General features: G+C 43.6%; 18 protein-coding genes. 14 read left to right on the forward strand and 4 right to left on the reverse strand.

Annotation, left to right across the window (positions count from 1 at the left end; translation table 11 throughout):
• Nucleotides 1-119: 119 nt before the first annotated feature.
• From AK823_RS03440 to AK823_RS03455, 4 genes are all read right to left on the reverse strand, one after another.
• Complete coding sequence (locus AK823_RS03440) at nucleotides 120-1,952, reverse strand: efflux transporter outer membrane subunit (protein ID WP_082785624.1); 1,833 nt, start codon at nucleotides 1,950-1,952, stop codon at nucleotides 120-122.
• Nucleotides 1,949-5,182, reverse strand: a complete 3,234-nt coding sequence (locus AK823_RS03445) for an efflux RND transporter permease subunit (RefSeq protein WP_068034735.1) — start codon at nucleotides 5,180-5,182, stop codon at nucleotides 1,949-1,951. Before AK823_RS03445 ends, AK823_RS03440 begins: the two co-directional genes overlap by 4 nt.
• Before the next feature lie 35 nt (nucleotides 5,183-5,217).
• Entirely contained in the window at nucleotides 5,218-6,600 is a 1,383-nt protein-coding gene (locus AK823_RS03450; RefSeq protein ID WP_068326205.1) for an efflux RND transporter periplasmic adaptor subunit, read from the reverse strand.
• Between the two features lie 822 nt (nucleotides 6,601-7,422).
• The gene (locus tag AK823_RS03455; protein WP_068326208.1) at nucleotides 7,423-8,445 is read right to left on the reverse strand and encodes a polyprenyl synthetase family protein; all 1,023 of its coding nucleotides are present in this window, start codon (nucleotides 8,443-8,445) and stop codon (nucleotides 7,423-7,425) included.
• Between the two features lie 443 nt (nucleotides 8,446-8,888).
• Between AK823_RS03455 and rplU the strand changes: the two genes are divergently transcribed.
• The 14 genes from rplU to nuoL all read left to right on the forward strand — a co-directional run bounded on the left by rplU (nucleotide 8,889) and on the right by nuoL (nucleotide 24,865).
• Nucleotides 8,889-9,200, forward strand: a complete 312-nt coding sequence (gene rplU / locus AK823_RS03460) for a 50S ribosomal protein L21 (RefSeq protein ID WP_068034742.1) — start codon at nucleotides 8,889-8,891, stop codon at nucleotides 9,198-9,200.
• A 92-nt stretch (nucleotides 9,201-9,292) separates the two neighbouring features.
• Nucleotides 9,293-9,550 (forward strand): 50S ribosomal protein L27, encoded by a 258-nt coding sequence (gene rpmA, locus AK823_RS03465; RefSeq protein ID WP_068034744.1) that lies wholly within the window; start codon nucleotides 9,293-9,295, stop codon nucleotides 9,548-9,550.
• Between the two features lie 483 nt (nucleotides 9,551-10,033).
• The gene (gene lolA / locus AK823_RS03470; RefSeq protein WP_068034746.1) at nucleotides 10,034-10,711 is read left to right on the forward strand and encodes an outer membrane lipoprotein chaperone LolA; all 678 of its coding nucleotides are present in this window, start codon (nucleotides 10,034-10,036) and stop codon (nucleotides 10,709-10,711) included.
• Nucleotides 10,712-11,600: 889 nt separating this feature from the next.
• The gene (gene ndhC, locus AK823_RS03475; protein WP_068326211.1) at nucleotides 11,601-12,224 is read left to right on the forward strand and encodes an NADH-quinone oxidoreductase subunit A; all 624 of its coding nucleotides are present in this window, start codon (nucleotides 11,601-11,603) and stop codon (nucleotides 12,222-12,224) included.
• Between the two features lie 178 nt (nucleotides 12,225-12,402).
• Complete coding sequence (locus AK823_RS03480) at nucleotides 12,403-13,071, forward strand: NADH-quinone oxidoreductase subunit B (protein ID WP_068034750.1); 669 nt, start codon at nucleotides 12,403-12,405, stop codon at nucleotides 13,069-13,071.
• Nucleotides 13,072-13,218: 147 nt separating this feature from the next.
• Nucleotides 13,219-14,994: an NADH-quinone oxidoreductase subunit C/D gene (gene nuoC, locus AK823_RS03485; protein WP_068326213.1), complete on the forward strand. Its 1,776-nt coding sequence runs from the start codon at nucleotides 13,219-13,221 to the stop codon at nucleotides 14,992-14,994.
• 161 nt (nucleotides 14,995-15,155) lie between these two features.
• Nucleotides 15,156-15,665 carry an NADH-quinone oxidoreductase subunit NuoE gene (gene nuoE, locus AK823_RS03490; RefSeq protein ID WP_068038989.1) on the forward strand — a complete coding sequence of 170 codons (510 nt, stop codon included), beginning with the start codon at nucleotides 15,156-15,158 and terminating at the stop codon, nucleotides 15,663-15,665.
• Nucleotides 15,662-17,086, forward strand: coding sequence for an NADH-quinone oxidoreductase subunit NuoF (gene nuoF, locus AK823_RS03495; protein ID WP_068326216.1), 1,425 nt, complete (start codon nucleotides 15,662-15,664; stop codon nucleotides 17,084-17,086). Before nuoE ends, nuoF begins: the two co-directional genes overlap by 4 nt.
• Before the next feature lie 10 nt (nucleotides 17,087-17,096).
• Nucleotides 17,097-20,225, forward strand: a complete 3,129-nt coding sequence (gene nuoG / locus AK823_RS03500) for an NADH-quinone oxidoreductase subunit NuoG (RefSeq protein ID WP_068326219.1) — start codon at nucleotides 17,097-17,099, stop codon at nucleotides 20,223-20,225.
• Between the two features lie 52 nt (nucleotides 20,226-20,277).
• The gene (gene nuoH, locus AK823_RS03505; protein WP_203226588.1) at nucleotides 20,278-21,270 is read left to right on the forward strand and encodes an NADH-quinone oxidoreductase subunit NuoH; all 993 of its coding nucleotides are present in this window, start codon (nucleotides 20,278-20,280) and stop codon (nucleotides 21,268-21,270) included.
• Between the two features lie 44 nt (nucleotides 21,271-21,314).
• Complete coding sequence (gene nuoI, locus AK823_RS03510) at nucleotides 21,315-21,863, forward strand: NADH-quinone oxidoreductase subunit NuoI (protein ID WP_068034761.1); 549 nt, start codon at nucleotides 21,315-21,317, stop codon at nucleotides 21,861-21,863.
• Nucleotides 21,860-22,579: an NADH-quinone oxidoreductase subunit J gene (gene nuoJ / locus AK823_RS03515; protein ID WP_068034763.1), complete on the forward strand. Its 720-nt coding sequence runs from the start codon at nucleotides 21,860-21,862 to the stop codon at nucleotides 22,577-22,579. The genes nuoI and nuoJ overlap by 4 nt, the downstream gene beginning before the upstream one ends.
• Before the next feature lie 98 nt (nucleotides 22,580-22,677).
• Complete coding sequence (gene nuoK / locus AK823_RS03520) at nucleotides 22,678-22,986, forward strand: NADH-quinone oxidoreductase subunit NuoK (RefSeq protein WP_058368358.1); 309 nt, start codon at nucleotides 22,678-22,680, stop codon at nucleotides 22,984-22,986.
• 4 nt (nucleotides 22,987-22,990) lie between these two features.
• A complete protein-coding gene (nuoL, locus tag AK823_RS03525; protein ID WP_068326225.1) occupies nucleotides 22,991-24,865 on the forward strand; it encodes an NADH-quinone oxidoreductase subunit L in 1,875 nt (624 codons plus the stop codon).

A 24,865-nucleotide genomic window follows, 5' to 3' on the forward strand; every position in this document is an offset into this window, starting at 1 on the left:
AACGGTGTTAAATATGGTGAGACTACTATAACCAAAAGCAGCCTATGAAAGCAAAAAGCCCCACCAAGGCGGCAGGGCTAATTGTAAGGTAATCTGTCTACCTCTCACATTACAGCTATTTAAGGCTCAATAATCTGCGTTACCGGTACTTGCTCAACAGGTGTCTCTTGGGTCACGACACCGACGGCAGCATCATTTCTACCATCGTTATTAACATCGACGACAGCAGTAGGCTTAAAGGTAGATGTCGCTGGCGTTTTAGATTGTTTGATTGCCAGTGCTTCTTGTGGAGATGCGACGCGAGCTGAGCTTGCAGCATCTATGGCATAAGCAGCTTTAGCTTTGGCACTGTTCGCAGGCAGACTAGCGATTTGAGCTACGTTAGTATACTGCGGCACAGGAATAGCCGTTGGTATATCTAGATTAGCACCGCCACCAAGCGCTTGGTATAGCTCGATTTGGCTAACGATTTTTTGTAGCTCTAAATCTAAAATACCTTGCTGGGTTGAAAACAATGAACGCTGTGCATCAAGGACATCTAGATAGTTTGAGATACCTGCTTTAAAGCGTGCATCTGCTATCTGATAGGTTTGTTCAAAGTTATCTTGCAGACGATATTGCGCTGCAAGTTGCTCACCTAGTGTGGCTCGTGTTGCCAGCACATCAGAGACTTCACGGAAGGCTGTCTGAATAGATTTCTCATAACTTGCAAGCGTCTGTTCACGTTCGATTTTAGCCACGTCATAATTAGCATCCAAGCGTCCTGCATCAAAGATAGGCACGCTAACGCTTGGACCAAATGACCATCCAACTGAACCACTTTTGAACAGATCGTCTAAGCTACCGCTACTTACACCGATGCTACTAGCAAGGCTGATAGAAGGGAAATAAGAGGCACGCGCTACTTCGATATTAGCACCAGCTGCTTTTAGATTATATTCAGCTTGCAGAACATCTGGACGGTAACGCAATAGCTCACTTGGTAAACCAGCACTAAAGACTTCATGCGTAGTGATGTTGCTGACCGCAGGCGTTGGAATAAGCTGGCTCGGAATAGGCGTACCAACTAAAAACTGCAAGGCATTGCGTGATTTTAAAATACTGCTTTGCGCACGTAATACAGCAAGTTTGGCATTTTCAAGTGCCGCCGAAGACTGTAATGAAGGTAACTTAGGATCGATACCTGCCTCAAAACGTTTGCTAGCAATAAACAGTGAACGCTCACGACTTTCTACCGTTGCTTCTGCTAGTTTGAGTTGCGCTAGGCTATAGCTTAAATTGGCATAGCTTTGAGCAATATTACTAACAAGGCTAATTTGGGTAGAGTCTTTTGCCGCCGTTGTCGCTAAGAAATTCTGCAAAGCTTGATCTTTTAGACTAGAAATCTTGCCCCAAAAGTCTAGCTCATAATTAGCCAGACCCAGATTTACGTTATAGCTATCGCTTGTTGTACTTCTTTGGCGTTGGCGAGAATAGCCTGCACTACCATCAATCGTTGGTAGGTCACGAATATCAGTAATTTGATATTGCGCCCGTGCTTTTTCAATCGCTAAACGTGCACTTTCAAAGTCTTTGTTGTTTTCAAGACCTAACGCAATCAGCCCTTTTAGGCGCTCATCACTATAGAAGTTCTGCCAGCGTTGACTAGCGAGACTAGGCTGCTCAGCATTGCTAACCGTCTCACGATCGAAAGCACCATAGCTTTGTCCAACAGGTATATTGGGCTCAGCGAGCACAGGGCGCATATCAGCTTTTGGGATCGTGTTGCAGGCAGCCATGCTCATCGCTAGTACGGTTAAACCTATTAAACGACCGCTTTTTCTGCGCACCTGTGAGATAACTGGTCTCACAAATTTAGCAACTGACGCTGCTTGTTTGTTTGTCATTGGGCGCACATTAGCAGCAGTATTGACTACTGCTGTTGAGTTGGTTATAAAAGGTTGTGAACTCATTGTGTATTATCTCCAAAGCTTGCAGGCTGATAACTCTCTGAGGGAGTTGGGTTCTGCGGAGTAGGCGTACCATTGCCGCCATCGCCTTTATCATTTGGCTGATTGTTGTCATATTTGTATGGGAACACACTGCGTACCCAAATATAGAACATCGGGATAAAGAATATGCCTAAGAGAGTCGCCGTGACTACACCGCCTACAACACTAGTACCAATGGCATTTTGACTGCCTGAACCCGGACCAGTCGCCAAGAATAATGGCACAACACCTAGACCAAAGGCAAGTGAGGTCATTATAATTGGACGCAAACGTTGACGAGCTGCGGTCATGACAGCCTCTTTCAGACTATAACCTTCCTCTTGATGGTCTTTTGCAAACTCAATAATCAAGATGGCATTTTTGGCCGATAGACCAACCACCGTGAGTAGACCTACTTGCAAGTAAATATCGTTGGCAAAACCTCGTAGCCAAGTAAATATGACTGCCCCTAGAACCCCAAGTGGAATGACCAATAGTACGGAGAAAGGAATAGACCAGCTTTCATATAGGGCTGCTAAGCATAAGAAGACGACTAAGATTGAAAGCGCATAAAGCATTGGCGCTTGTGCACCTGATTTTTGCTCTTCCAATGACATACCTGTCCACTCATAACCAATACCTTCAGGTAGCTGTTCTATCATCGCTTCCATCGAGCTCATTGCTTCACCAGTACTCAAACCGGGTGCTGCACTACCTTGGATGTTCATCGAGGGCAAGCTGTTGTAACGGGTCAGACGCGGTGAGCCAGACTGCCACTCGCTGGATGAAAATGCATCGAATGAAATCATATCATTCATATCATTTCGCACATACCATTTGCCAATATCATCAGGATTGGTACGGCTACTTGCTTCACCTTGAACAAAGACACGTTTGATACGACCACGATCAATGAAGTCATTAACATAGCTTGAACCCCAAGCCGTTGAGATGACACTATTGATATTACTTAATGACAAGCCATAAGCGGCAGCTTGCTCTTGGTTGATGTTCACCTTAAGCTGCGGTGAATCTTCTTGACCGTTGGGACGTACACCAGCGACTTGGTCATTTTGTGCTGCCATACCTAAGAGCATATTACGTGCTTCAAGTAGCCCATCGTGTCCAAGGTTACCATTATCTTGAATCATTAAATCAAAACCACTGGCATTACCAAGTTCAGTAATCGCTGGAGGTACAATCGCAAAAACCTGCGCTTCATTTAATTGAGTGAAGAAGTAACCCATCGCACGACCAGCAACAGCCTGTGCAGTATTTTCATCGCCGGAACGCGACTCCCAGTCCGACAAACGAACGAATGCTAGTCCCATGTTTTGCCCTTGACCAGCAAAACTAAAGCCTGCAATGGTAAAGACAGAGGCAATGTTGTCCGTCTCTTGAGTATCGTAATAGTTTCTTACTTTATCGAGGACATCTTGTGTCTCATCAAGCGTAGAGCCAGCAGGCAGCTGAACCAAGGTAAACATAATACCTTGATCTTCTTCTGGTAAAAATGAGCCAGGAATACGTAAGAAGACCACTGCCATGATGCCGATAATAGCCGCGTAGCCAATCAAATATAACCATTTAAAACGAATACTCTTACCCACAAAATTTTCGTAAGAGCGGCTAAGCTTGAAGAAACCACGGTTAAACCAGCCAAAGAAGCCTTTTTGCTTTTCGGTGCTACCTTTTTCATGGCTCTTACCACGTTTTAGTAAAGTGACACATAGAGCAGGGGTGAAGATAAGCGCAACCAGTGCTGAGAGTACCATAGCGGTAATCAGAGTAATGGAGAACTGACGATAAATTACGCCTGTTGAACCACCGAAGAAGGCCATCGGTACGAATACTGCTGATAGAATCAAAGCAATACCGATAACAATCTTACTAATCTCACCCATCGATTGAACGGTCGCGTCTTTGATAGAAATGTGAGGATCTTCTTCTAAGATACGTTCAACGTTCTCTACCACAACGATAGCATCATCGACCAGTAGACCGATGGAAAGTACCATCGCAAACATGGTCAGCACGTTGATACTAAAGCCCGCTACATAAAGCACTGCAAACGTGCCCAGTAATACAACAGGTACGGCAAGCGTCGGGATAATAGTTGCACGCCAGTTCTGTAAGAAAATGAACATGACAATAAATACCAACACAATCGCCTCAATGAGGGTCATGACGACTTGTTCAATAGATAAGCGTACAAAAGGCGTAGTGTCGTATGGTACGACCGAGATTAAACCAGCTGGGAAGTTTCTTTCCAGTTCAGCCATACGCGCGCCAACGGCTTCACGAGTCTCAAGCGCGTTAGCACCACCAGCGAGTGAAATACCCAAACCAGCAGCTTCTTGACCGTTATATAAAGAAACAACGCTATAGTTCTCACTGCCAATTTCGACATCTGCAACATCACCTAAGCGGACTTGAGCGCCAGAGGTATCAGTTTTCAGCAGAATGTTTTGGAATTCTTCAGGCGTTTGTAAATAGCTTTGTACAGTGACCGTCGCGTTAATAACCTGTTGGTCTGTATCAGCAGGTGCTTGACCTAATTGTCCGGCAGATACCTGAGTGTTCTGTGCTCGTATGGCATTGACGACATCAGACGGTACCATGTTATAGCTACGGAGACGTGAAGGATCAAGCCAAACACGCATCGCATAGGTGGACCCGAAAACTTGAACTTCACCCACACCTTCAACACGGCTAAGCGAATCGACGACATTGGAGTTAATATAATCGGCAATATCAGCTCGATCCATAGAGTCATCTTCGGAAATAAAAGCTTGCACCATCAAAAAGCTGCTAGACGATTTATTAACGTTGACGCCTTGACGCTGAACAGACTCAGGTAGCGAGCTCATCGCCGCTTGAAGTTTGTTCTGCACCTGTACCTGAGCGGTATCAGAATCAGTACCATTTTCAAAGGTGAGTGTTACTGACGCGCTACCGTTTGAAGAGCTTGATGATGACATATACATCAAACCATCAAGGCCTTTCATACGCTGCTCAATGATCTGCACAACTGAGTTTTCGACGGTTTGTGCGTTAGCACCAGGATAGCTTGCACTGACCGAAATGGTCGGTGGCGCAATACGTGGATACTGTTCGATCGGTAAATTAATGACCGATATCACCCCGATGAGCATGACTAAAATAGCCATAACCCATGCAAAAATAGGGCGATTAATAAAAAAACGTGACATAGTATATCCCTAAGTCTTCCTATCTTTGAATGGAATTAGTTAGCAGCGGCTTCTGTAGGTTTTTTAGCGGAAGCAGGTTTATCCGCTTCTTTAGCAGCCTGCTGCGGTGTTTTAGCAGTAGGCGCACCTTGAGCGGATGGAGCAGGGTTTGGATTTTCTAACGGCTTGACGACGACCTCTTGTTCAGGCTTAACTTTCGCGCCACCGATGATAACGACCTGATCTCCTGCTTGTAGACCTTTAGTGACTACCCACTGTCCATCATAAGTACCATTAATAGTGACAGGACGTGCTTGAATCTTATTATTTTGATCAACGATATATACCTGCGTCTCACTCTTAGGTGTACGCATAACCGCGCTCTGCGGTACTAAAGCCGCATTGGTAATAACGCTTTGAGTCAGACGTGCAGTTACGTACATGCCAGGCAATAAGATATTATTGCTATTAGGGAATATAGCCCGCAGGGTAACCGCGCCTGTTGATTCATCAACCTTTGCTTCAGATAAAGCAAGCTTACCGCGTACAGGATAGACTGAGCCGTCCTCTAACACCAATTCAACAGAATTCATCCCTGCCTGTGCTTTGCCTTCAGCTATTTGCTGACGCAACTTTAGCAGCTCAGAGGATGATTGACTGATATCGACATAGATAGGGTCTAAGCGCGAAATAGTAACTAATGGATCGGGCTGACCAGCGCTGACTAGCGTACCAGCGGTAACGCTAGAGCGATCAGTACGACCAGTCAACGGTGCGCGCACGATAGTACGGTTAAGATCTAAAGTACTAGCATTTAAGCCCGCTTTTGAGGTTTGAATGCCAGCTTTTGCGCTTTCAATACCTGCTTGTGTTTGCCCAACGGCGGCAGCTGCACTCTGAACAGCAGCTTGTGCCGTACGAACTTGTGTTTGAGCTTGCTCATATTGTTGCTTAGAGATGGCATCTATATCAACAAGTCCACGTAGACGTTGCAAGTCGTTTTGCGCTTGCGCAAGTGATGCTTGACGACTAGCGAGCTCAGCTTTGGCATTGGCATTATTTGCTAAAGCCGTTTGATAGTTGGCCTGTGCTTGCTGTACCGCAGCTTCACCGCTGGCAACAGAGGAGGTATAGTTATCAGTGTTAATGCGATAGAGAGGCTGACCTTGTTTGACGTTACCACCTTCACGGAATAGGATTTCTTCAATAACCCCATTCACCTGTGGACGGACGTCTGCAGTTTGATAAGCTGCAGTGCGTCCAGAAAAAGTCTGTACTTGGGGTACGCTATCAAAGGTCACGGTCTGGACGTTGACGACGGCTGGCGGCATCTGCTGCTGTGCGGCGGCATCAGCGGAGTCCTCGTTTTTGTCACAGCCAACCAGTACAGCTCCAGATAGTACAGATGCTATTACAAGCGCAAGATAAGAATGCTTCATCAATGTCCTCGTCAATAATGTAGATACGATATAAATAAAATTTTAGTAATAAACTTCAACGTTATATAGGTTCTAACGTCACAGATATGACTATTAACTGGTTCTTTAAGCCATCATAATGATTGATATATAGTAAATCTATAATCTAAATCCTGCCGCACAAAAAGCCGAACCAACTCATATTCTAAGTGGTTAGACCTAATCAGTATCTTATCAATTAAATAGTGAAATCATTCAGCGAGGTTTTAGTATTAAAAACAACCAAATGGTAAAGGTTGGTAAGTAAATTTAGTAGAGTATTATAAACTATAGGGTATACCCTACAGTCAAGCACAGAAAAACAGCTTTTACTTGTTGTAGAAGTTCTATTCTTTCTACAAGTTGGTAAAAACGTTGGAAATAAAAGCGTTACACTAAAAACCTGTAGAAGACTCTGCCTCAACTTGATAAGTAAAAAATTGTTAATTTTTGTTTTTTATACAAGATTAAGACGGATAAAGTAGACAATATCATGAATAAGAACAAGAAAATGAGGCTGTGATGAAAACGGCAACATTAGCAATGAGTAATTGCGATTGAACTGTAAAAGGTTGTTGTTAAACGATGGACAGTGGTAAAAAATACGATGACATAGGCTAGAAATTAAACATAAACTTTAGTAATTTATCAAAATTTGGTGTTGACGCTTATTAAGGTAGCTGGTGAGTTAGAGCTCCAGCATACCTTATGTGCCTATTGTTCTTATGTTTTTACAGTAGTTATTTTTCTATTATTTGCCAAATACAGTATGATGAACGAAGCTTTTTCAATACGATATAACGTTTATAGCAAACGTGCACTGGCAAGCTCAGTCAATTGATATAACCCTTGACGATAGCGATTGTCAGGTAGGGTGCTTAGTGCTTGTTGTGCTAGTTTAGTTTCTTCTAGGGCGCGCTTAGTACAGTAGGCGAGAGACCCAGAGTTTCTTACCAATTCAATAAGTTGCTCAGCATTCGGCGTTTTACCCGTCTGTACCGCAATACGTAGCTTCTCATAGCTGTCTTTATCGTTATCCTTAAGCAATTCAAGTGCTTTGATAGTGGGTAAAGTCGGTTTGCCTTCTGCGAGATCATCACCAAGATTCTTACCCATCAGCTCACTATCACCGCTGTAATCAAGTACATCATCAATAATCTGAAACGCATTACCAAAGTGCTGGCCAAAGTCTGCCAGTGCGGATAGATACTGGGTTTGCTCTTGCAAGATAGCTGCCCCTTGAGTCGCCATCATAAATAACCGTGACGTCTTACCGTCAATAATGCTTAGATAGTCATCTTCAGTTGCCGCAGGGTTATGTTGATGCTGGAGCTGTAATACTTCCCCTTCAGCAATATCGCAAGTACCGTCTGAGAAAACTTGTAATAATGGCAAGCTTTGGAATCCGACCAATAAGTTAAAGGCGCGGGCAATCAAATAATCACCGACCAATACCGCCGTGGCATTGTCCCAAGTGGCATTCGCCGTTGGCTTACCTCGGCGCTGTCCTGACTCATCAATTACATCATCATGGACTAGAGTTGCTGTATGCAACATTTCGGTAATGGCTGCCAAATGCATAGCCTGTTGTGATGGCTCGTCATTGAGCATACGCGCACACAACAAAGTAATTAATGGACGCATACGTTTGCCACCCGCATTAATCACATGCTGAGAGACACTCATAACGAGTTGTACTTTCGAGTTAAGACTGCCAAAAACTTGCTTATCCATAATGTCAAAGTCATCAGCAACGATACTTTGAATATCGGCATAACTTGGCGTAGATACAGACGGGGTAGAAGCGTTCGATAAAGTGGTCGTCATAGTAAATAGTCGTATTAATAAAAGGTAGAAAGAATCGTCTAATAGTGGTCTCTTACGAGACTATTAGTGTGCTTATAGTAGCATAGCTACACTATCAAATCGGTGATTAAAGTAAAGTAGGTATTGATATCGCATTGTAAGCTACTGATTGCATGAGTTATAATAACTGCACTTAAGCTTAAATTAACAGCTATTATTATCGTCAAGCTCGCTCCATGGTTTACTTCGCAGAAAGTTTGCTTATATACTTGGTCAGTTAGATGTTAGAGTAAATAGTATTAATATATTAGGTAAGTATCACCAACTTTCAAAAACAAGAGGCGCGGCTTGCTTTTATGAGCAAAAAGCCGTAAAATCTTGCCTTTAATTTTTCCCTGTCGTGTTCGTCGTAAAAGCGTTGGTATGATATCAGCCACGGCACACGGGTTAAACGGAGTCATACAATGTACGCAGTAATCAAAACTGGTGGTAAACAGCACCGTGTAGTCGTCGATGAGCTTTTAAAAGTTGAATTACTAAAAGCAGAAACAGGCGAAACAATCAAATTTGAAGACGTGTTGATGGTTGTTGACGGCGATAACGTCAAAATCGGTCAGCCTGTCGTTGATGGCGCTAGCGTAGAAGTTGAAGTGGTTAAGCACGGTCGTGGTGACAAAATCCGTATCATCAAGCACAACCGTCGTAAGCATTATCACAAAGAACAAGGTCACCGCCAATGGTACACCTTGTTAAAAATCAAAGCCATTAATGCCTAATTGCCCATTTAGCAATTATTGCTAAAATAGCGCACTAAATGCTTAAGAGTTATCGCATCAGCGATAAGTCACATTAACAAGGAGATTTTCTCATGGCACATAAAAAAGCTGCCGGTTCGAGCCGTAACGGTCGTGATTCAAACCCAAAAATGCTAGGCGTTAAAATCTTTGGTGGCCAAGCTATCACAGCTGGTAACATCATCGTTCGTCAACGTGGTACAGAATTCCACGCAGGCGAAGGCGTTGGCATGGGTCGTGACCATACTTTATTTGCACTAAATGACGGTGTGGTAAAGTTTGCGACCAAAGGTAAATTTAACCGTCGTTATGTTATGGTTGAAGGCGAGTAGTTATCGCTTTTAAGCACAAGCTGCTTTATGTTATGTAATTAAAGCAGCTTGCTACATACTAAAGTCCCTATTACCGATTGGTGATAGGGACTTTTTTTATGACTAATACTATAATTAACTCTCTAATTATTGTTGATGATACAAAAATTTCAGAATGAAATATTGTAACTACTGTCGTTACAAGTGTGTATGGCAGGCGTAGTATTGATTGCAATTGAAGACTAGGCGCGTAATAAAAAAACTGGCACACTGTGGTCATTGGTTAATAGCACTATATTTGTTGAGAGTTAATTGAAATACTTTTAATAGATAAGCAGCTAACGACTAATGGTTAGATCAAAATAAGGAGTTTATATCTTTATCGCGATAACTCACAATGCACGTGATTTTATTTAGTGCAATAGATGAACACAACAAAAACGCAGTGATCTAACTTTTATAACCATTGATTGAAATTTTATTTTTATTACGAGAGGAAGAATTATGACTTTATCTACTACAGTAAAACAAAAAATGATGAGTGGCGCCTTGGCTGGTGTATTGATGACCACCCTTGGTGTTGCAGCGCCAATGATAGCGTTGACCCAATCGGCGACTGCTGCACCTGCTGATAATTTGGTAGCAGCCAAACGCTTGAACAAACTATTAACCAACACTAAAAGTATGACCGCCAACTTTACTCAAACTACTAAAGGCGCAACCAATGGTACTTTTAAGGGTTCGATGAGCGTTCAGCGTCCGAATAACTTTCGCTGGGAAACTAAGTCGCCATCAGAACAATTGATTGTGGCAAATGGTGACTCAATGTGGATTTACGATAAGGATTTGGAGCAAGCGACCAAACAAGGTGTGGATAGCCAAGTAGGCAACACGCCAGCACTATTACTATCAGGTGATCCAAGTAAAATCGACAAAAACTTTAAGATCACTCAGCCATATGAAAATAAAAACTACTATGTGCTGTATCCTAAATCAGGTGACGCCAGCTTTAAGAATCTATCGGTAAGTTTTAGTGGTGGTAAGCCAGTAATGATGGTACTTAATGATACATTGGGACAAACTACTTCAATTAAGTTCAACGGCATCAAACTTAATCCAAGTATCAGTAGTAATCAGTTCAAATTCACGCCACCAAAAGGTGTGGATGTGATTAATCAGTAATTAGTTGATAAATAACGAGTCAGTAAAATACAGTACAGTTTATTGATTCACAGTCTCATGATTGACAAAAGGGCAGACCAATATTTGGATCTGCTCTTTTTTATGAGCTAAAATAAGTGCCTAAAAGCTGCTGTACCTAGCAATATTTACTTAAAGTAGAGTTAGGGATAGGTTGCAATTAGACATATTTGGTTTACAATATCCGCAGTCTTACTATGCATGTTAAATGCTCCATCATATAATGCTAATATCTTGAAATAAGCCTACTAAAAATTTGATGTTTGACTCAATTGCTTGATATTTTTTAGTATAAATATTGAGCCGTTAATCAAATTGTCTATTTTATTGTGGTTTTGCCAATGTGTAGCACATTTTTCTTGATGAGATACATATTTTGTAGCATATAAAATGACCACTCAATGCAGTTAAAAACTGGCTTTTGATTGGTGATATGCGTATAGTGAGCAAACAGTTTATGCCAGTTGTCACGCCATTGTTGATCACGCGTAATGAGTTATTAAATCAATTAAATGTCTAAATATGATATTGATTTAATAAATTTATCTTGCGTCTTTATTAGATGGATTTGATGACCAGCCTTTATCTAGGTATGCCACAGTTTTTACTGATAGGATAGTTGGAGATTGCCAGTCTTTCTGCTCTAGACTTTGTCGTCAGAGTTTAGTGGATTGTCTTATTCATTCTCAGCACTTAGATAAATTTACGGTTGGTATCATCTTATACCGTCGTCAATAATCTTGATAATTGGTCGTTACCAGCACAGCCTTTGTGTTTTCGTCTGCGTCAAGTACTGTCATTCCATTTTGCTCTATATAGTAATGGTCTGCAGTACTTATGACACTAGATTGGGTGAGGAGCACGTATTATCATGTCTGCCTATAATTGGTCAGCAGTTGCCTTTATTCTAGCCGCTATTGGGCTAGTTGTTTTTATGCTGGCTGTTCCGCGCTTACTGGGCGGTCGCTCTCAGGGCTTACAAAAAGAAGAGATATTTGAAGCGGGTGTTGTCGGATCTGGCAACGCCCGTATTCGTTTGTCTGCTAAATTCTATTTAGTGGCTATCTTTTTCGTTATTTTTGATTTAGAAGCGCTGTATTTGTATGCTTACGCGGTTTCAGTTCGTGAGGCTGGCTGGCTTGGATTTGCAGCGGCTACGGTCTTTATTACTGTCTTAATCATTGGCTTGATATATGAGCTAAGTTTAGGCGCTATGAACTGGGCCCCTGCTGATAAGCTGCGTAAAAGACCACGTCTCTATGCTGCACCAGCTGGCTTTAATTTAGCTGATATCACCAAGTTCGACGGCGTTGATGAGCTAATGGTGGACCCTACTGGCAAAATACCGGCGCAGTCTTCAGGTCAGATTAATGTCTCAAATAATATTGAGGCCAATCGTCGTCATTTACAAAGCATTGATCATATTAATACTACAGGTAATATTACCTCTGTGGATTTTGCGACGTCTGCACAACCGCCTAACATTGAACGTTAACCGTTTTTGCTCATAGCTATCTTTGCTTAGAAAAATCTGTAAATTGTTGAGAGCAACGATATATATAATGACAATGTCAGTATGTTTATATTAATGGTCAATTATTAATCATAAAAGTTATGGCGATAGTGATAACAAGACAATTGCCACGCTTTGCTTAATAGAAAGGTTGTATGTTATGAAATACACATTAACAAAAGCCAACCCTGATGCAGATGTCTATCCTGCACAGTCTCGCCAAACGGTCAATGATCCTATTGAAGATGAAGTCAATAAAAACGTCTTTATGGGTCGTCTCGAAGACCTCGTTCATTCGACAGCAAACTGGGGGCGTAAGCACTCACTATGGCCATTCAACTTTGGTACTTCTTGCTGTTATGTTGAATATGCCACCACTTTAACTGCGGTTCATGATTTATCACGTTTTGGTGCAGAAGTTATTCGTGCTTCGCCTCGTCAGGCGGACGTGATGATTGTCGCCGGTACTTGCTTTGTCAAAATGGCCCCCGTTATTCAGCGCTTATATGAGCAAATGCTTGAGCCAAAATGGGTCATCTCAATGGGTGCTTGTGCCAACTCGGGCGGCATGTATGATATCTATTCGGTCGTGCAAGGCGTGGATAAAATTATTCCTGTCGATGTTTATGTGCCAGGTTGTCCCCCGCGTCCAGAAGCGTTGATCCAAGGGCTTATGTTATTGCAAGAATCTATCACTAAAGAGCGTCGTCCGTTAGGTATTCATATGAATGATCAAGGTATCTATCAGCCACAAATGACGCCTGAGCGTGACCGTAAACAAGCAGATCGTATCGCTGTGAAAAACTTGCGTAGCCCAGATAGTATTTAGTCTGGATAGTGTTTAGTTTGGTAGCTTGGCTCAATAATTAGTAGTCTGTAAAAGTATGCATACGCTCATCATAGTTCAGTTATGATTAATATAGTTCGGTTATGATTAACATAGTTTAGTTATGATTAATGAAGGAATACATCATTCATGGTCACGGTAGTCGAAAACATAGATCCTAAGATTAAGCCTGTCCCAGCAGTTATTAAAGAGCTGGAACATAATTATGCCGGTAAGTTCGTCGTGCAGCAGACCGTTGATGATATTCCAACCGTTTGGGTGGCACATGCTGATTTGCTCGATGTACTGTTATTTCTGCGTAAGCTACCAAAGCCTTATGTCATGTTATTTGACTTGTCAGCGATAGATGAGCGTTTACGCCAACATCGCGAAGGCTTACCAGCCAGCGACTTTACGGTGTTTTATCATTTGATGTCACTCGAGCGTAATAGCGATGTGCGTATTAAAGTGGCGTTGAGTGAAGATGATTTAAATGTACCTAGTGCTACCAATATTTGGCCAAATGCCAACTGGTATGAGCGCGAAGTGTGGGATATGTTCGGCATTGTCTTCAGCGGCCATCCGCACCTAACCCGTATCTTACTACCTAAATATTGGGAAGGTCATCCATTACGTAAAGAGTATCATGCGCGTGCGACTGAATTTACCCCTTATTTCTTGAATACTGCTAAACAGCAGTATGAGCAAGAAAATCTGCGCTTTGTCCCCGAAGAATGGGGCATGAAACGTTCAGGGCGCGATGAAGACTTTATGTTTTTGAACATCGGTCCCAACCATCCATCTGCTCACGGTGCTTTCCGTTTGGTGCTACAGCTTGATGGCGAAGAGGTGATTGACTGTATTCCAGATATTGGTTATCACCATCGTGGCGCAGAAAAAATGGCTGAGCGTCAGACATGGCACTCATTCATTCCTTATACCGACCGTATTGATTATCTCGGCGGGGTAATGAATGAGCTACCGTACATCATGTCGGTCGAAAAGCTTGCCGGTATCACCATACCAGATCGCGCGCAAACCATTCGCGTGATGATGAGCGAGTTTTTCCGTATTACTAATAACTTACTATTTGTTGGTACCTTTATTCAGGATGCGGGCGGTATGACCCCTGTATTTTATATGTTTACCGATCGCCAAAAAGCGTATGACGTCATCGAAGCCGTGACTGGCTATCGTATGCATCCAGCTTGGTTCCGTATCGGCGGTACTGCTGCTGATTTACCACGTGGCTGGCAGCGTTTGGTTCGTGAATTTTTAGACTGGATGCCTAAACGCTTGGATGAATATGTCAAAGCAGCGCTACAAAACAGCGTGCTTAAGGGCCGTACCCAAGGCGTTGCGCAGTATAATGCCAAGCAAGCACTTGCTTGGGGTGTGACTGGTGCAGGTTTGCGTGCGACAGGCGTGGATTTTGATCTACGTAAAGCACGTCCATACATGGGCTATGAGAACTACGACTTTGAAGTTCCTGTCGGCTATAACGGTGACGCTTACGACCGTTGTATGATTAAAGTCGAAGAGATGCGTCAGTCATTACGAATTATTCGTCAGTGTATGGATCATATGCCGCAAGGCCCTTATAAAGCTGATCATCCGCTAGCTGTACCACCACCAAAAGACCGTACCTTAAACGATATTGAGACTTTGATTAATCACTTTATCTCAGTATCTTGGGGTCCTGTGATGCCAGCGGGGGAATGCACTACAATCGTCGAGGCGACCAAAGGTCTGAACAGCTATTACATAACCTCAGATAAAGCGACGATGAGCTATCGCACGCGTATTCGTACCCCGACATTTGCACATTTGCAGCAGATGCCTTCGGTGATTAATGGCTCACTGGTGTCTGATGCCATTATGTATTTGGCATCGATTGATATTGTGATGGCAGATTGTGATCGCTAATGCTTTAATCTAAGAATTGTAGTTTTAGAAAAAGATACGTTAATCAATATATTATTGCCAAGTGGCACACCAAAATGCTGTCATATTTTTATATAACGATAGTCGCAATAAGGCTATCAGTAATGTGATAAAGCGTGATGAGTGAGGAAAGATAGAAGATGATGAAAATTGTTTCCGATAAAATGCCAAAAGTAGATGTGGCAAGTATCCTCACCGCTGAGGAAATTGCTGCCATTCATGAGTTTATGCATCATTACCCACAGGCACGTGCCGCCTCACTAGATGCGTTAAAAATTGTGCAAAAGCGTAATGGTTGGGTTGATGATGCGCAAGTGAATGCCATTGCCAATATTTTAGATATTCCGATGACAGATATGGATGGGGTTGCCACTTTCTTTAACCGTATTTATCGTCAACCTGTTGGCCGTCATGTGATTCTTATTTGTGATTCAGTCGCCTGTTATCTGACTGGCTATGAGGCATTATCAGCTGAGCTACGCTCACAGCTAGGTATTGAATACGGTCAGACGACAACCGACGGTCGCTTTACGCTATTACCAATTTGCTGCTTAGGTAATTGTGATAAAGGTCCTGCCGTGTTGATTGACGAAGACACCTACGGCCCTGTCCAGCCTGAAGAAGTTGCCCAACTATTGGAGCTATACGCATGAGATTAACACTTTCAGAGCAGATCGCTCGTCGCGGTCAAGGCAAAGCACCAAGCCAGTTGAATGATCAGCGCGTTCCAATTTATGGTGACAAGGCAACAGCGACTAGCGAAACCAAACCTTTAACTTGGCGTCTAGCGCATCATGATGCAGTGCTTGACTTGGCAACTTATGAATCTCTAAAAGGCTTTACTGGTTTAAAAGAAGCGTTATCAAAGTCGCCTAAAGACGTCGGCAATATGATTAAAGCGGCCAACGTTAGAGGTCGCGGCGGTGCAGGCTTTAACGCCGGTCTTAAATGGTCATTTATGTCACCTCCTGATGGCTTACCGCGTTATCTTATCTGTAATGCTGATGAGATGGAGCCGGGTACTTTCAAAGACCGTTTATTAATGGAGCGTCTACCGTTTCAGTTGATTGAAGGTATGCTCATCACTGCCCATGCTATCGGTGCGACTGATGGATATATCTTTATTCGCGGGGAGTATATTTTAGCCGCAGAGCGTTTGGTCACTGCTATTGAAGAATGTCTAGCCAATAACTTAATGGGCGACAACATCTTAGGCTCAGACTTTAGCTTCAATCTACATGTACATACTGGCGCTGGACGTTATATTTGTGGTGAAGAGACCGCACTTATCAATAGTTTAGAAGGTCGCCGTGCTAATCCACGTACCAAACCACCTTTTCCACAAATCTCTGGTGCATGGGGCAGACCTACCGTGGTCAATAACGTCGAGACCTTGTGTAATATGCCAGCCATCTTAAATCATGGCGTAGAATGGTATCAGTCACTGTCTGAGATTAAAGGCAAAAGTAGAACCTCAGGCACGAAACTGTTTGGTTGTTCAGGCTTAGTCAATGATCCCGGTCTGTGGGAGCTACCATTTGGCTATACCGCTCGTGAAATCATCGAAGATTTGGCGGGTGGTATGAAAGACGGCAAAAAGCTTAAAGCATGGTTGCCGGGCGGTGCATCGACCGACTTTTTGACGGCTGATCATTTAGATGTGGTCGTTGATTTTGATACGATTCAAGAAGCCGGTAGCCGTATGGGTACTGGGCTGATTATGGTCGTCGACGAAGCGCAAGATATGGTGCCGCTACTACGCAATCTAGAGATTTTCTTTCAGCGTGAATCATGCGGTTGGTGTACGCCATGCCGTGATGGTCTACCGTGGGGCGTTAAATTGCTTACTGCTATCAACGATGGTGAAGGGCAAGTTGGCGATGTAGAAAAGCTAGAGGGCCTCACGCGTGACTTATGGATTGGTAAAACATTCTGTGCGCATGCGCCGGGTGCGATGGAACCACTGATGAGTGCGATTAAATATTTCCGTCCAGAGTTTGATCAAAAAATCGCGCAGGCGGTTGGTGTAGATGTTATTGATGCTGCAGCCAATCAACAGCCAGAAGTGAAATAAGGAGAGCGGCATGGCAGTCATACATATTGATGGGACCACTGTCGAAGTAGATAGCGCAGATAACTTGCTACAAGCCTGCTTATCACTCGGCATTGATGTGCCGTATTTTTGTTATCATCCAGCCCTTGGCTCAGTAGGCTCGTGCCGTCAGTGCGCGGTCAAGCAATTCCAAAATAAAGAAGATATGGAAGCGGGTCGCGGTCGTCTCGTGATGTCATGTATGGTTGCCCCTGGCGATGATATGTATATTTCGGTCACTGATGATGAAGCCAAAGCATTTCGTAAGTCGATGGTTGAGCTACTGATGACCAACCATCCGCATGACTGCCCAACCTGTGAAGAGGGCGGACATTGTCACTTGCAAGACATGACATATATGTCAGGCCATAGCCGTCGTCGCTATCGCTTTACCAAACGCACCCATCATAACCAAGAGCTTGGTCCATTTATCGCCCATGAGATGAACCGTTGTATCGCTTGCTATCGCTGTGTACGCTTCTATAAAGACTATGCGGGTGGCGAAGATTTGGGTGTTTATGGCTCAAACAATCGCGTTTATTTTGGCCGTGATAAAGATGGTCAGTTTGAAAGTGAGTTTTCAGGAAACTTAACCGAAGTTTGCCCAACCGGTGTGTTTACCGATAAAACGCATTCTGAACGTTATAACCGTAAATGGGATATGCAGTATGCGCCAAGCATCTGTCATGGCTGCTCTGCAGGTTGTAACATCTCACCAGGTGAGCGTTATGGCGAATTGCGCCGTATTGAAAACCGCTATAATGGTGAAGTAAACCGTTACTTCCTATGTGACCGTGGTCGCTTTGGTTATGGCTATGTCAACCGTGCTGATCGTCCAACGCAAGCGCTTGAGCGTATCAATGACAAGCACGTCAAAATTAATATTGACTATGCATTAGATGAAACCATCAAACGTATTAAAGATAAAAAAGTCATTGGTATCGGCTCACCACGGGCCAGTTTAGAGACCAATTTTGCCCTAAAAAACCTCGTTGGCTTTGATAATTTCTCAACCGGTCTCAATCATCAGCAGCAAGCACTGGTCAATAAATGTATTGAAGTACTCAGCACCGAGGGTATTTATAACCCAGGCATGACGGATATTGAAAGCCACGATGCGGTATTAGTCTTGGGTGAAGATATTACCCAAACTTCGTCACGCGTCGCATTGTCAGTACGCCAAGCAGCAAAAAACGAAGGCCTAAAAATGGCGGCGGCATTACAGACGCAGCCTTGGCTTGCCGAACCTGTTAAACGTATCGCTCAAGATGCGTTAAGCCCAGTCTACGTCATTGATGTCATCCAAACTAAGCTAGAAGACATCAGTAAAGTGAGCGTGGTCGCAACGCCTGAAGATATTACTAAGCTTGGTTTTAAAGTGGCTGATGAGATTGCTAATTTTGCGGATGATTTATCAGAAATAACAGATCCACAAACAGTAGAACAAAATGATGATGTGGACGCTATGCAAGCGCTTGCTCAGCAAATCGCTTATGACTTAATACAAGCCGATAAGCCGCTAGTCATCTCAGGCAGCAGCTTATCATCTACTGCCTTGATAGAAGCGGCTGCACAAATTACCCAAGCACTAAGCCAAAAGCGTGCGGCGATTAAAGCCACTGAACAGCATCAGGTTGAAACGCATAATGCTATGGTTCGTGATAAACAGCTTCGTGATAAACAGCTTCGCGCCGCTGAAAAACAAGCAGCAACCGCTCAGCAAAGTGAAGATAAAGATCTGTCTGCCAAACCGAATAAACCTGAAACAGGCGTTGATACAGAAGCACAAGACGATGTAGAGCGCGAGCCTGCAACTAAACTTGAGCTAAAAGAAGTGAATGACAGCTATCATGTGCAAGCTGGTATTTATTTAGCAGTTCCTGATGCTAACAGCATTGGCGTCTGTATGCTTGGCGGTCAATCAGTCGAAGAGTTACTGGCGACTGATTTTGATGTGGTGATAGTTGCTGAAAATCAGCTCACTGACGCTATCGATGCCAATAAGTTAACCCAGCTGTTAGCAGATAAAACCGTCATTGCACTGGATCATCAACTGCTTGATTGGCATAAAGACGTCGACATCGTATTGCCAGCAGCAAGCTTTGCTGAAGCGGATGGTACTTTGGTATCTGCTGAAGGTCGTGCTCAGCGCTTTTTCCAAGTTTATGATAACAACTACTACCATCCACTTAGCAGTATCAAAGAAGGTTGGCGCTGGTTGCATGCTGTGCACAGCAGCATTGAAGGTAGAGATGTCGATTGGACACAGCTAGATGACGTGATTAATGCCTTAATAGCGACGCATCCTAAGCTTGCTGGTATTAAAGGCGCAGCACCTGATGCCGATTACCGTATAACGGGTCTGAAAATTGCCCGTCAGCCGCGTCGCTACTCAGGTCGTACCGCAATGCGTGCGCCGATATCAGTACATGAGCCGATGCAACCAAAAGATTGGGATACGGGCTTAACCTTTTCAATGGAAGGCTATAGTGGTAAACAAACACCAAGCTCGATGATTCCTTTTGCCAATGCGGCAGGCTGGAACTCACCGCAAGCATGGAACAAGTATCAAGATAAAGTGGGTGGTAGTCTCAAAAACGGTGATCCGGGTGTACGCTTATTCGATCAGTTAGAACGTCTAGCCACACGTCAGTATGTTGCACCAGAAGCCATGTCTGCGACCACGACTGACATGCAGCAAGGACAAGCGAAACTAGTGCCTATTTACAATATATATGCCAGCTCAATGATGGCTTCACGTAGCCCAATAGTTGCTGAGCAATTGCCTGTCGCGGCATGGTGTATTGGTATTGACGATGCCAAAGACTGGAATATTACTGCTGGCGATTACTTAGCAATTGAGATTGATAAACAACAAATTACCTTGCCCGTTCAGCTCGTCGGCTATTTAGCGGAAGGCTGTATTGGTTATCCCGTTGGGCAAGTGAGTATTATTCATCCGTCAATGCCAGCTTCGGTACGCAAAGTAGATGCACCAGTTACGATGATGGGTAGTATGGCTGATGATAGCTCTTTAACACGTAACAATGCTGGTGACGGTATTGATGACCATGGTGCAACTGTAGCTACTACAGCGCCGACCACCACACAGGAGATGTAATATGCAAGTTACCCGTATTATTCCTGATGTGCCAAGCTTTTTGGCCGGTAGCATGACCTTTGATACTTGGTCCATTCTATTTATGGTCGCGCAGTCGCTGGTCATTTTTTTAGTAGTAGTTATGGTTGCCGCTATGATGATTGTCTATGAGCGCCGCATGTTGGCCTTATGGCAAGATCGTTACGGTCCAAACCGTGTCGGACCTTTTGGCTCTTTGCAGCTAGTTGCTGACATGCTCAAAATCTTTTTCAAAGAAGATTGGACACCAAACTTTACCGATAAGTTTATGTTCACTTTGGCGCCTGCGGTAGCGATGTTTACTGCATTGGCCTCATTTGCCATCATTCCTATCTCACCAACGCTTGGCGTAGCTGATTGGGATATCGGTATCTTGTTCTTCTTTGCAATGGCAGGTATTGCTGTCTATGCAGTGATGTTCGGTGGTTGGGCATCTGCAAACAAATTCTCCCTATTAGGTGGCTTACGTTCAGCGGCACAAACGATCAGTTATGAAGTGTTTTTAGGTTTATCGTTGATGGGTGTTGTTGCGCTGACAGGTTCTTTCAATTTACGTGAGATTGTTGAGTCACAAATTGATGGCTGGTATATAATTCCGCAGTTTTTTGGATTTTTAACTTTTGTAGTGGCTGGTGTGGCGGTGACCCATAGACATCCTTTTGACCAGCCAGAAGCGGAGCAGGAGCTTGCCGAAGGTTACCATGTTGAATATTCGGGTATGAAGTTCGGTATGTTCTTCATTGGCGAGTATGTCAACGTTGTATTAATCTCTGCGCTAATGACCTGTCTATTCTTTGGTGGTTGGCTTGCGCCCTTTAATTTAGATATTCCATTTGTTCCACCAGCTTTTTGGTTCATGATTAAGACGCTGTTCTTTATGACCATGTTTATTTTGGCTCGAGGCTCCCTCATGCGTCCGCGTTATGATCAGGTGATGAATTTCGGTTGGAAAGTTTGTCTGCCGGTTACTTTGATCAATTTGCTGATTACTGCTGCGGTTATTCTGATTTTTTCTCCAACGCTGTAATTTCGGTAATGATCTGAAGTAATGCTGATAAGGATAATAATCCCATGTTTACTACGATAAAAAAGACTGTCATTGGTATATTTACCATTGTCCGCAGCATGTGGATGGTTAATAGCCATGCGATTAGGCCACGCGATACAATATTGTATCCTGAAGTGCCAGTGCCAGTACCGCCACGCTTTCGTGGGCGTATCATATTGTCCCGCGACCCTGATGGTGATGAACGCTGCGTCGCTTGTAACTTGTGCGCTGTGGCATGTCCAGTCGGTTGCATCTCTCTACAAAAAGCTGAGCGTGAAGATGGACGCTGGTATCCAGAGTTTTTTCGGATTAACTTCTCACGCTGTATTTTTTGTGGTCTATGTGAAGAAGCTTGTCCAACGACAGCGATTCAAATGACCCCTGATTTTGAGATGGGTGAGTATGTGCGTCAAGACTTGGTCTACGAAAAAGAGCATTTGCTTATCTCAGGACCAGGTAAATACCCTGATTATAACTATTATCGCGTATCTGGTATGGCGGTGGCAGATAAACCAAAAGGGGCGGCGCAAAATGAAGCTGCACCTATTGATCTTAGGAGCTTGCTGCCATGATGAATATCTTAAATAATCCTGAATTGGCAGGGTTCTATTCGCTCGCAGCGGTGGCTATTTTTGCTAGTCTACGAGTAATTACGAATGCCAATCCAGTACATGCTATTTTATCGATGATTGTATCGTTGTTAGCAATAGCCGGTATATTTTTCGTACTAGGTGCTCCCTTTGCAGGGGCGCTTGAGATTGTCGTATACGCTGGCGCAATCATGGTTCTTTTCGTCTTTGTTATTATGATGCTCAATCTTGGTATGGCTAATGATGCACGTGAAGAGCGCTGGCTTGATGCAAAGACATGGGCGGTACCTACTGGATTGACTGTCATTGTCGCGGTTGTGCTTTATGCGATGATTGGGCTTAATCATGACGAGGCTGCTGTTATTGGTGGTACCACTATTTCAGCCAAAGCAGTGGGTACGGCATTATTTACTAAATATATCATGCTGGTTGAAGTGGCGGCGTTGCTATTATTAGCTGCCTTGGTTGCTGCTTATCATTTAGGCAAAGAGTCTATAGATGATGAGATTATCGGCAACGATAGCCAAGACTTTCGCCCAAGCGTTGGTAGCATCATAGAATATGAGAATGATGGCAGCGATACAGTTGGCGATGCCGTTAAAATGGCTAAACCATACGAATATAAAGAAGTAGATCCACATGATTATGTGGGTATGCAGGTTGGTACGCAAAAAGCTACGCGCAAGGAGTCAGACTGATGGTACTAGCAGCGAGCGTGGCACAAGACGTGTCAAACGTGCCGTTCGCCCATGAAGTAGCAGGCTTTGTACAGCCTGTTGCTGAGGCACAGGGTGTATTGGGTATGATACCCATGAGCCACGGATTAATCCTAGCGGGTATTTTGTTCGCTATTGGTCTATGCGGTGTGATGGTTCGGCGCAATTTTTTGTTTATGCTAATGAGCCTTGAGATCATGATGAATGCAGCAGCACTAGCGTTTGTAGTGGCGGGTAGCCGTTGGGTTGATCCAGATGGACAAATTATGTTTATCTTTATTTTGACATTAGCAGCAGCTGAGGCAGCCATCGGTTTGGCAATATTACTACAGTTTTATCATAAGCGTGGGCATCTCGATGTCGATAGCGCCAATGAGATGAAAGGATGATGTCATGAGTTTATTACCATTAACCTTTATATTCCCGCTCATTGGCTTTTTAATTTTAGCCTTTATGCGTGACAAATTAAGCGAACAGGCAGCAGCGTTCGTCGGCGTCGGTAGTATGTTGCTATCAGCACTATGTACACTGGTTGCCAGTTACACTTTTTTGACGGTTAATCCAGCAGGTACGGTAATCCAGATACCGCTGTGGACATGGTTTCAAGTTGGCGATTTTGCGCCAAGCTTTGGTCTTAGTTTTGATGGATTAGCACTGACGATGACTGGAGTTATTACAGGTATCGGCTTTTTGATTCACCTGTTTGCCGCTTGGTATATGAAAGGTGATAAAGGCTTTGCACGTTTCTTTAGTTATATGAACTTGTTCGTGGCTAGTATGTTATTGCTGGTATTAGCAGACGACTTATTGTTGCTATATCTTGGTTGGGAAGGTGTGGGTATCTGCTCATACTTGCTTATTGGTTTTTACTTTGAAGATCGTGCCAATGGCCGCGCTGCAATGAAAGCCTTTACGGTGACACGTGTCGGTGATGTGTTTTTGGCATTTGGGCTGTTTTTACTATTTCGTGAATTCGGTACGCTTAATATCCAAGAGATTATTACACGTGCTCCTGAAGTATTCGATGTTAATAATCCAACGATGATTTTGACAACGATGATGTTGGTTGGCGGGGCAATGGGTAAATCAGCACAGTTGCCGTTGCATACATGGCTTGCTGATGCAATGGCAGGTCCGACACCGGTATCTGCATTGATTCACGCAGCAACGATGGTAACCGCAGGAGTCTATTTAATTGCACGCATGCATCCGCTATTTATTTTGACCCCTGGCGTTTTATTGTATTGGGTTGGGGCAGTAGGTGCGTTGACACTGGTGGTCGCTGGATTTTGTGCACTGGTACAAACAGATATTAAGCGTATCTTAGCGTATTCGACCATGAGCCAAATCGGTTATATGTTTTTAGCGCTTGGCGTTGGTGCATGGCAAGGTGCAATCTTCCATCTAATGACGCATGCTTTCTTCAAAGCTTTGTTGTTTTTATCTTCAGGTGCGGTCATTTTAGCGGTTCATCATGAGCAAAATATCTTTAAGATGGGTGGCTTACGTAAAAAAATACCATTAGTATTTTGGTGCTATATCGTCGGTGGCGGTGCACTCGCAGCCATACCTTGGGTGACAGTTGGTTTCTATTCAAAAGAAGCAATTCTGTGGGAAGCTTTTGCAACCGGTCATCAAGTCTTATTCTATATGGGTGTATTCGGTGCTTTCTTGACCGCGATTTATACTTTCCGTATGATTTGGATTATCTTTTTTGGCGAAGAAAAAACGCCAGCGCATAAACTATCTGGTGTGTCGTATTGGTTGCCACTCAGCGTGTTGTTAGTGCTATCAACTGCAGTTGGTGCATGGATAACGCCACCGTTACAAGGTGTGTTACCAGAGAGTGTTGGGCATTTATTAGAGGTCGCTAATCAAGCCGAAGGTAAACATACAGCAGAATATATTGCCATGGGTGCGATGCTTGCAGGACTGATATTAGCAGCACTATTATATGTGTTTGATAAAGGTCGCCTGCTTACGCGCTTTAAGCAATCAAGTATTGGTGGCGCGCTGTATTATTGGTGCTATAACGGTATGGGCTTTGATGCGCTATACGATTTAGTGTTTGTAAAACCCTTTTTATTCATTGGCCGCTTATTTAAAGCCGATCCTATTGATAAATCGTGGACGATATTACCTATGCTGGCATCAGCAGGTAACAAAGCTATGTCTGCAACGCAAACAGGGTCACTTCGAGGCTATGCTGCAAGCTTCGGCTTGGGCATGGCTGTGCTGTTGGTGCTGGTAATGATGACGGTGGTATAA

This window comes from Psychrobacter sp. P2G3 (assembly GCF_001593285.1).
Classification (GTDB): domain Bacteria; phylum Pseudomonadota; class Gammaproteobacteria; order Pseudomonadales; family Moraxellaceae; genus Psychrobacter.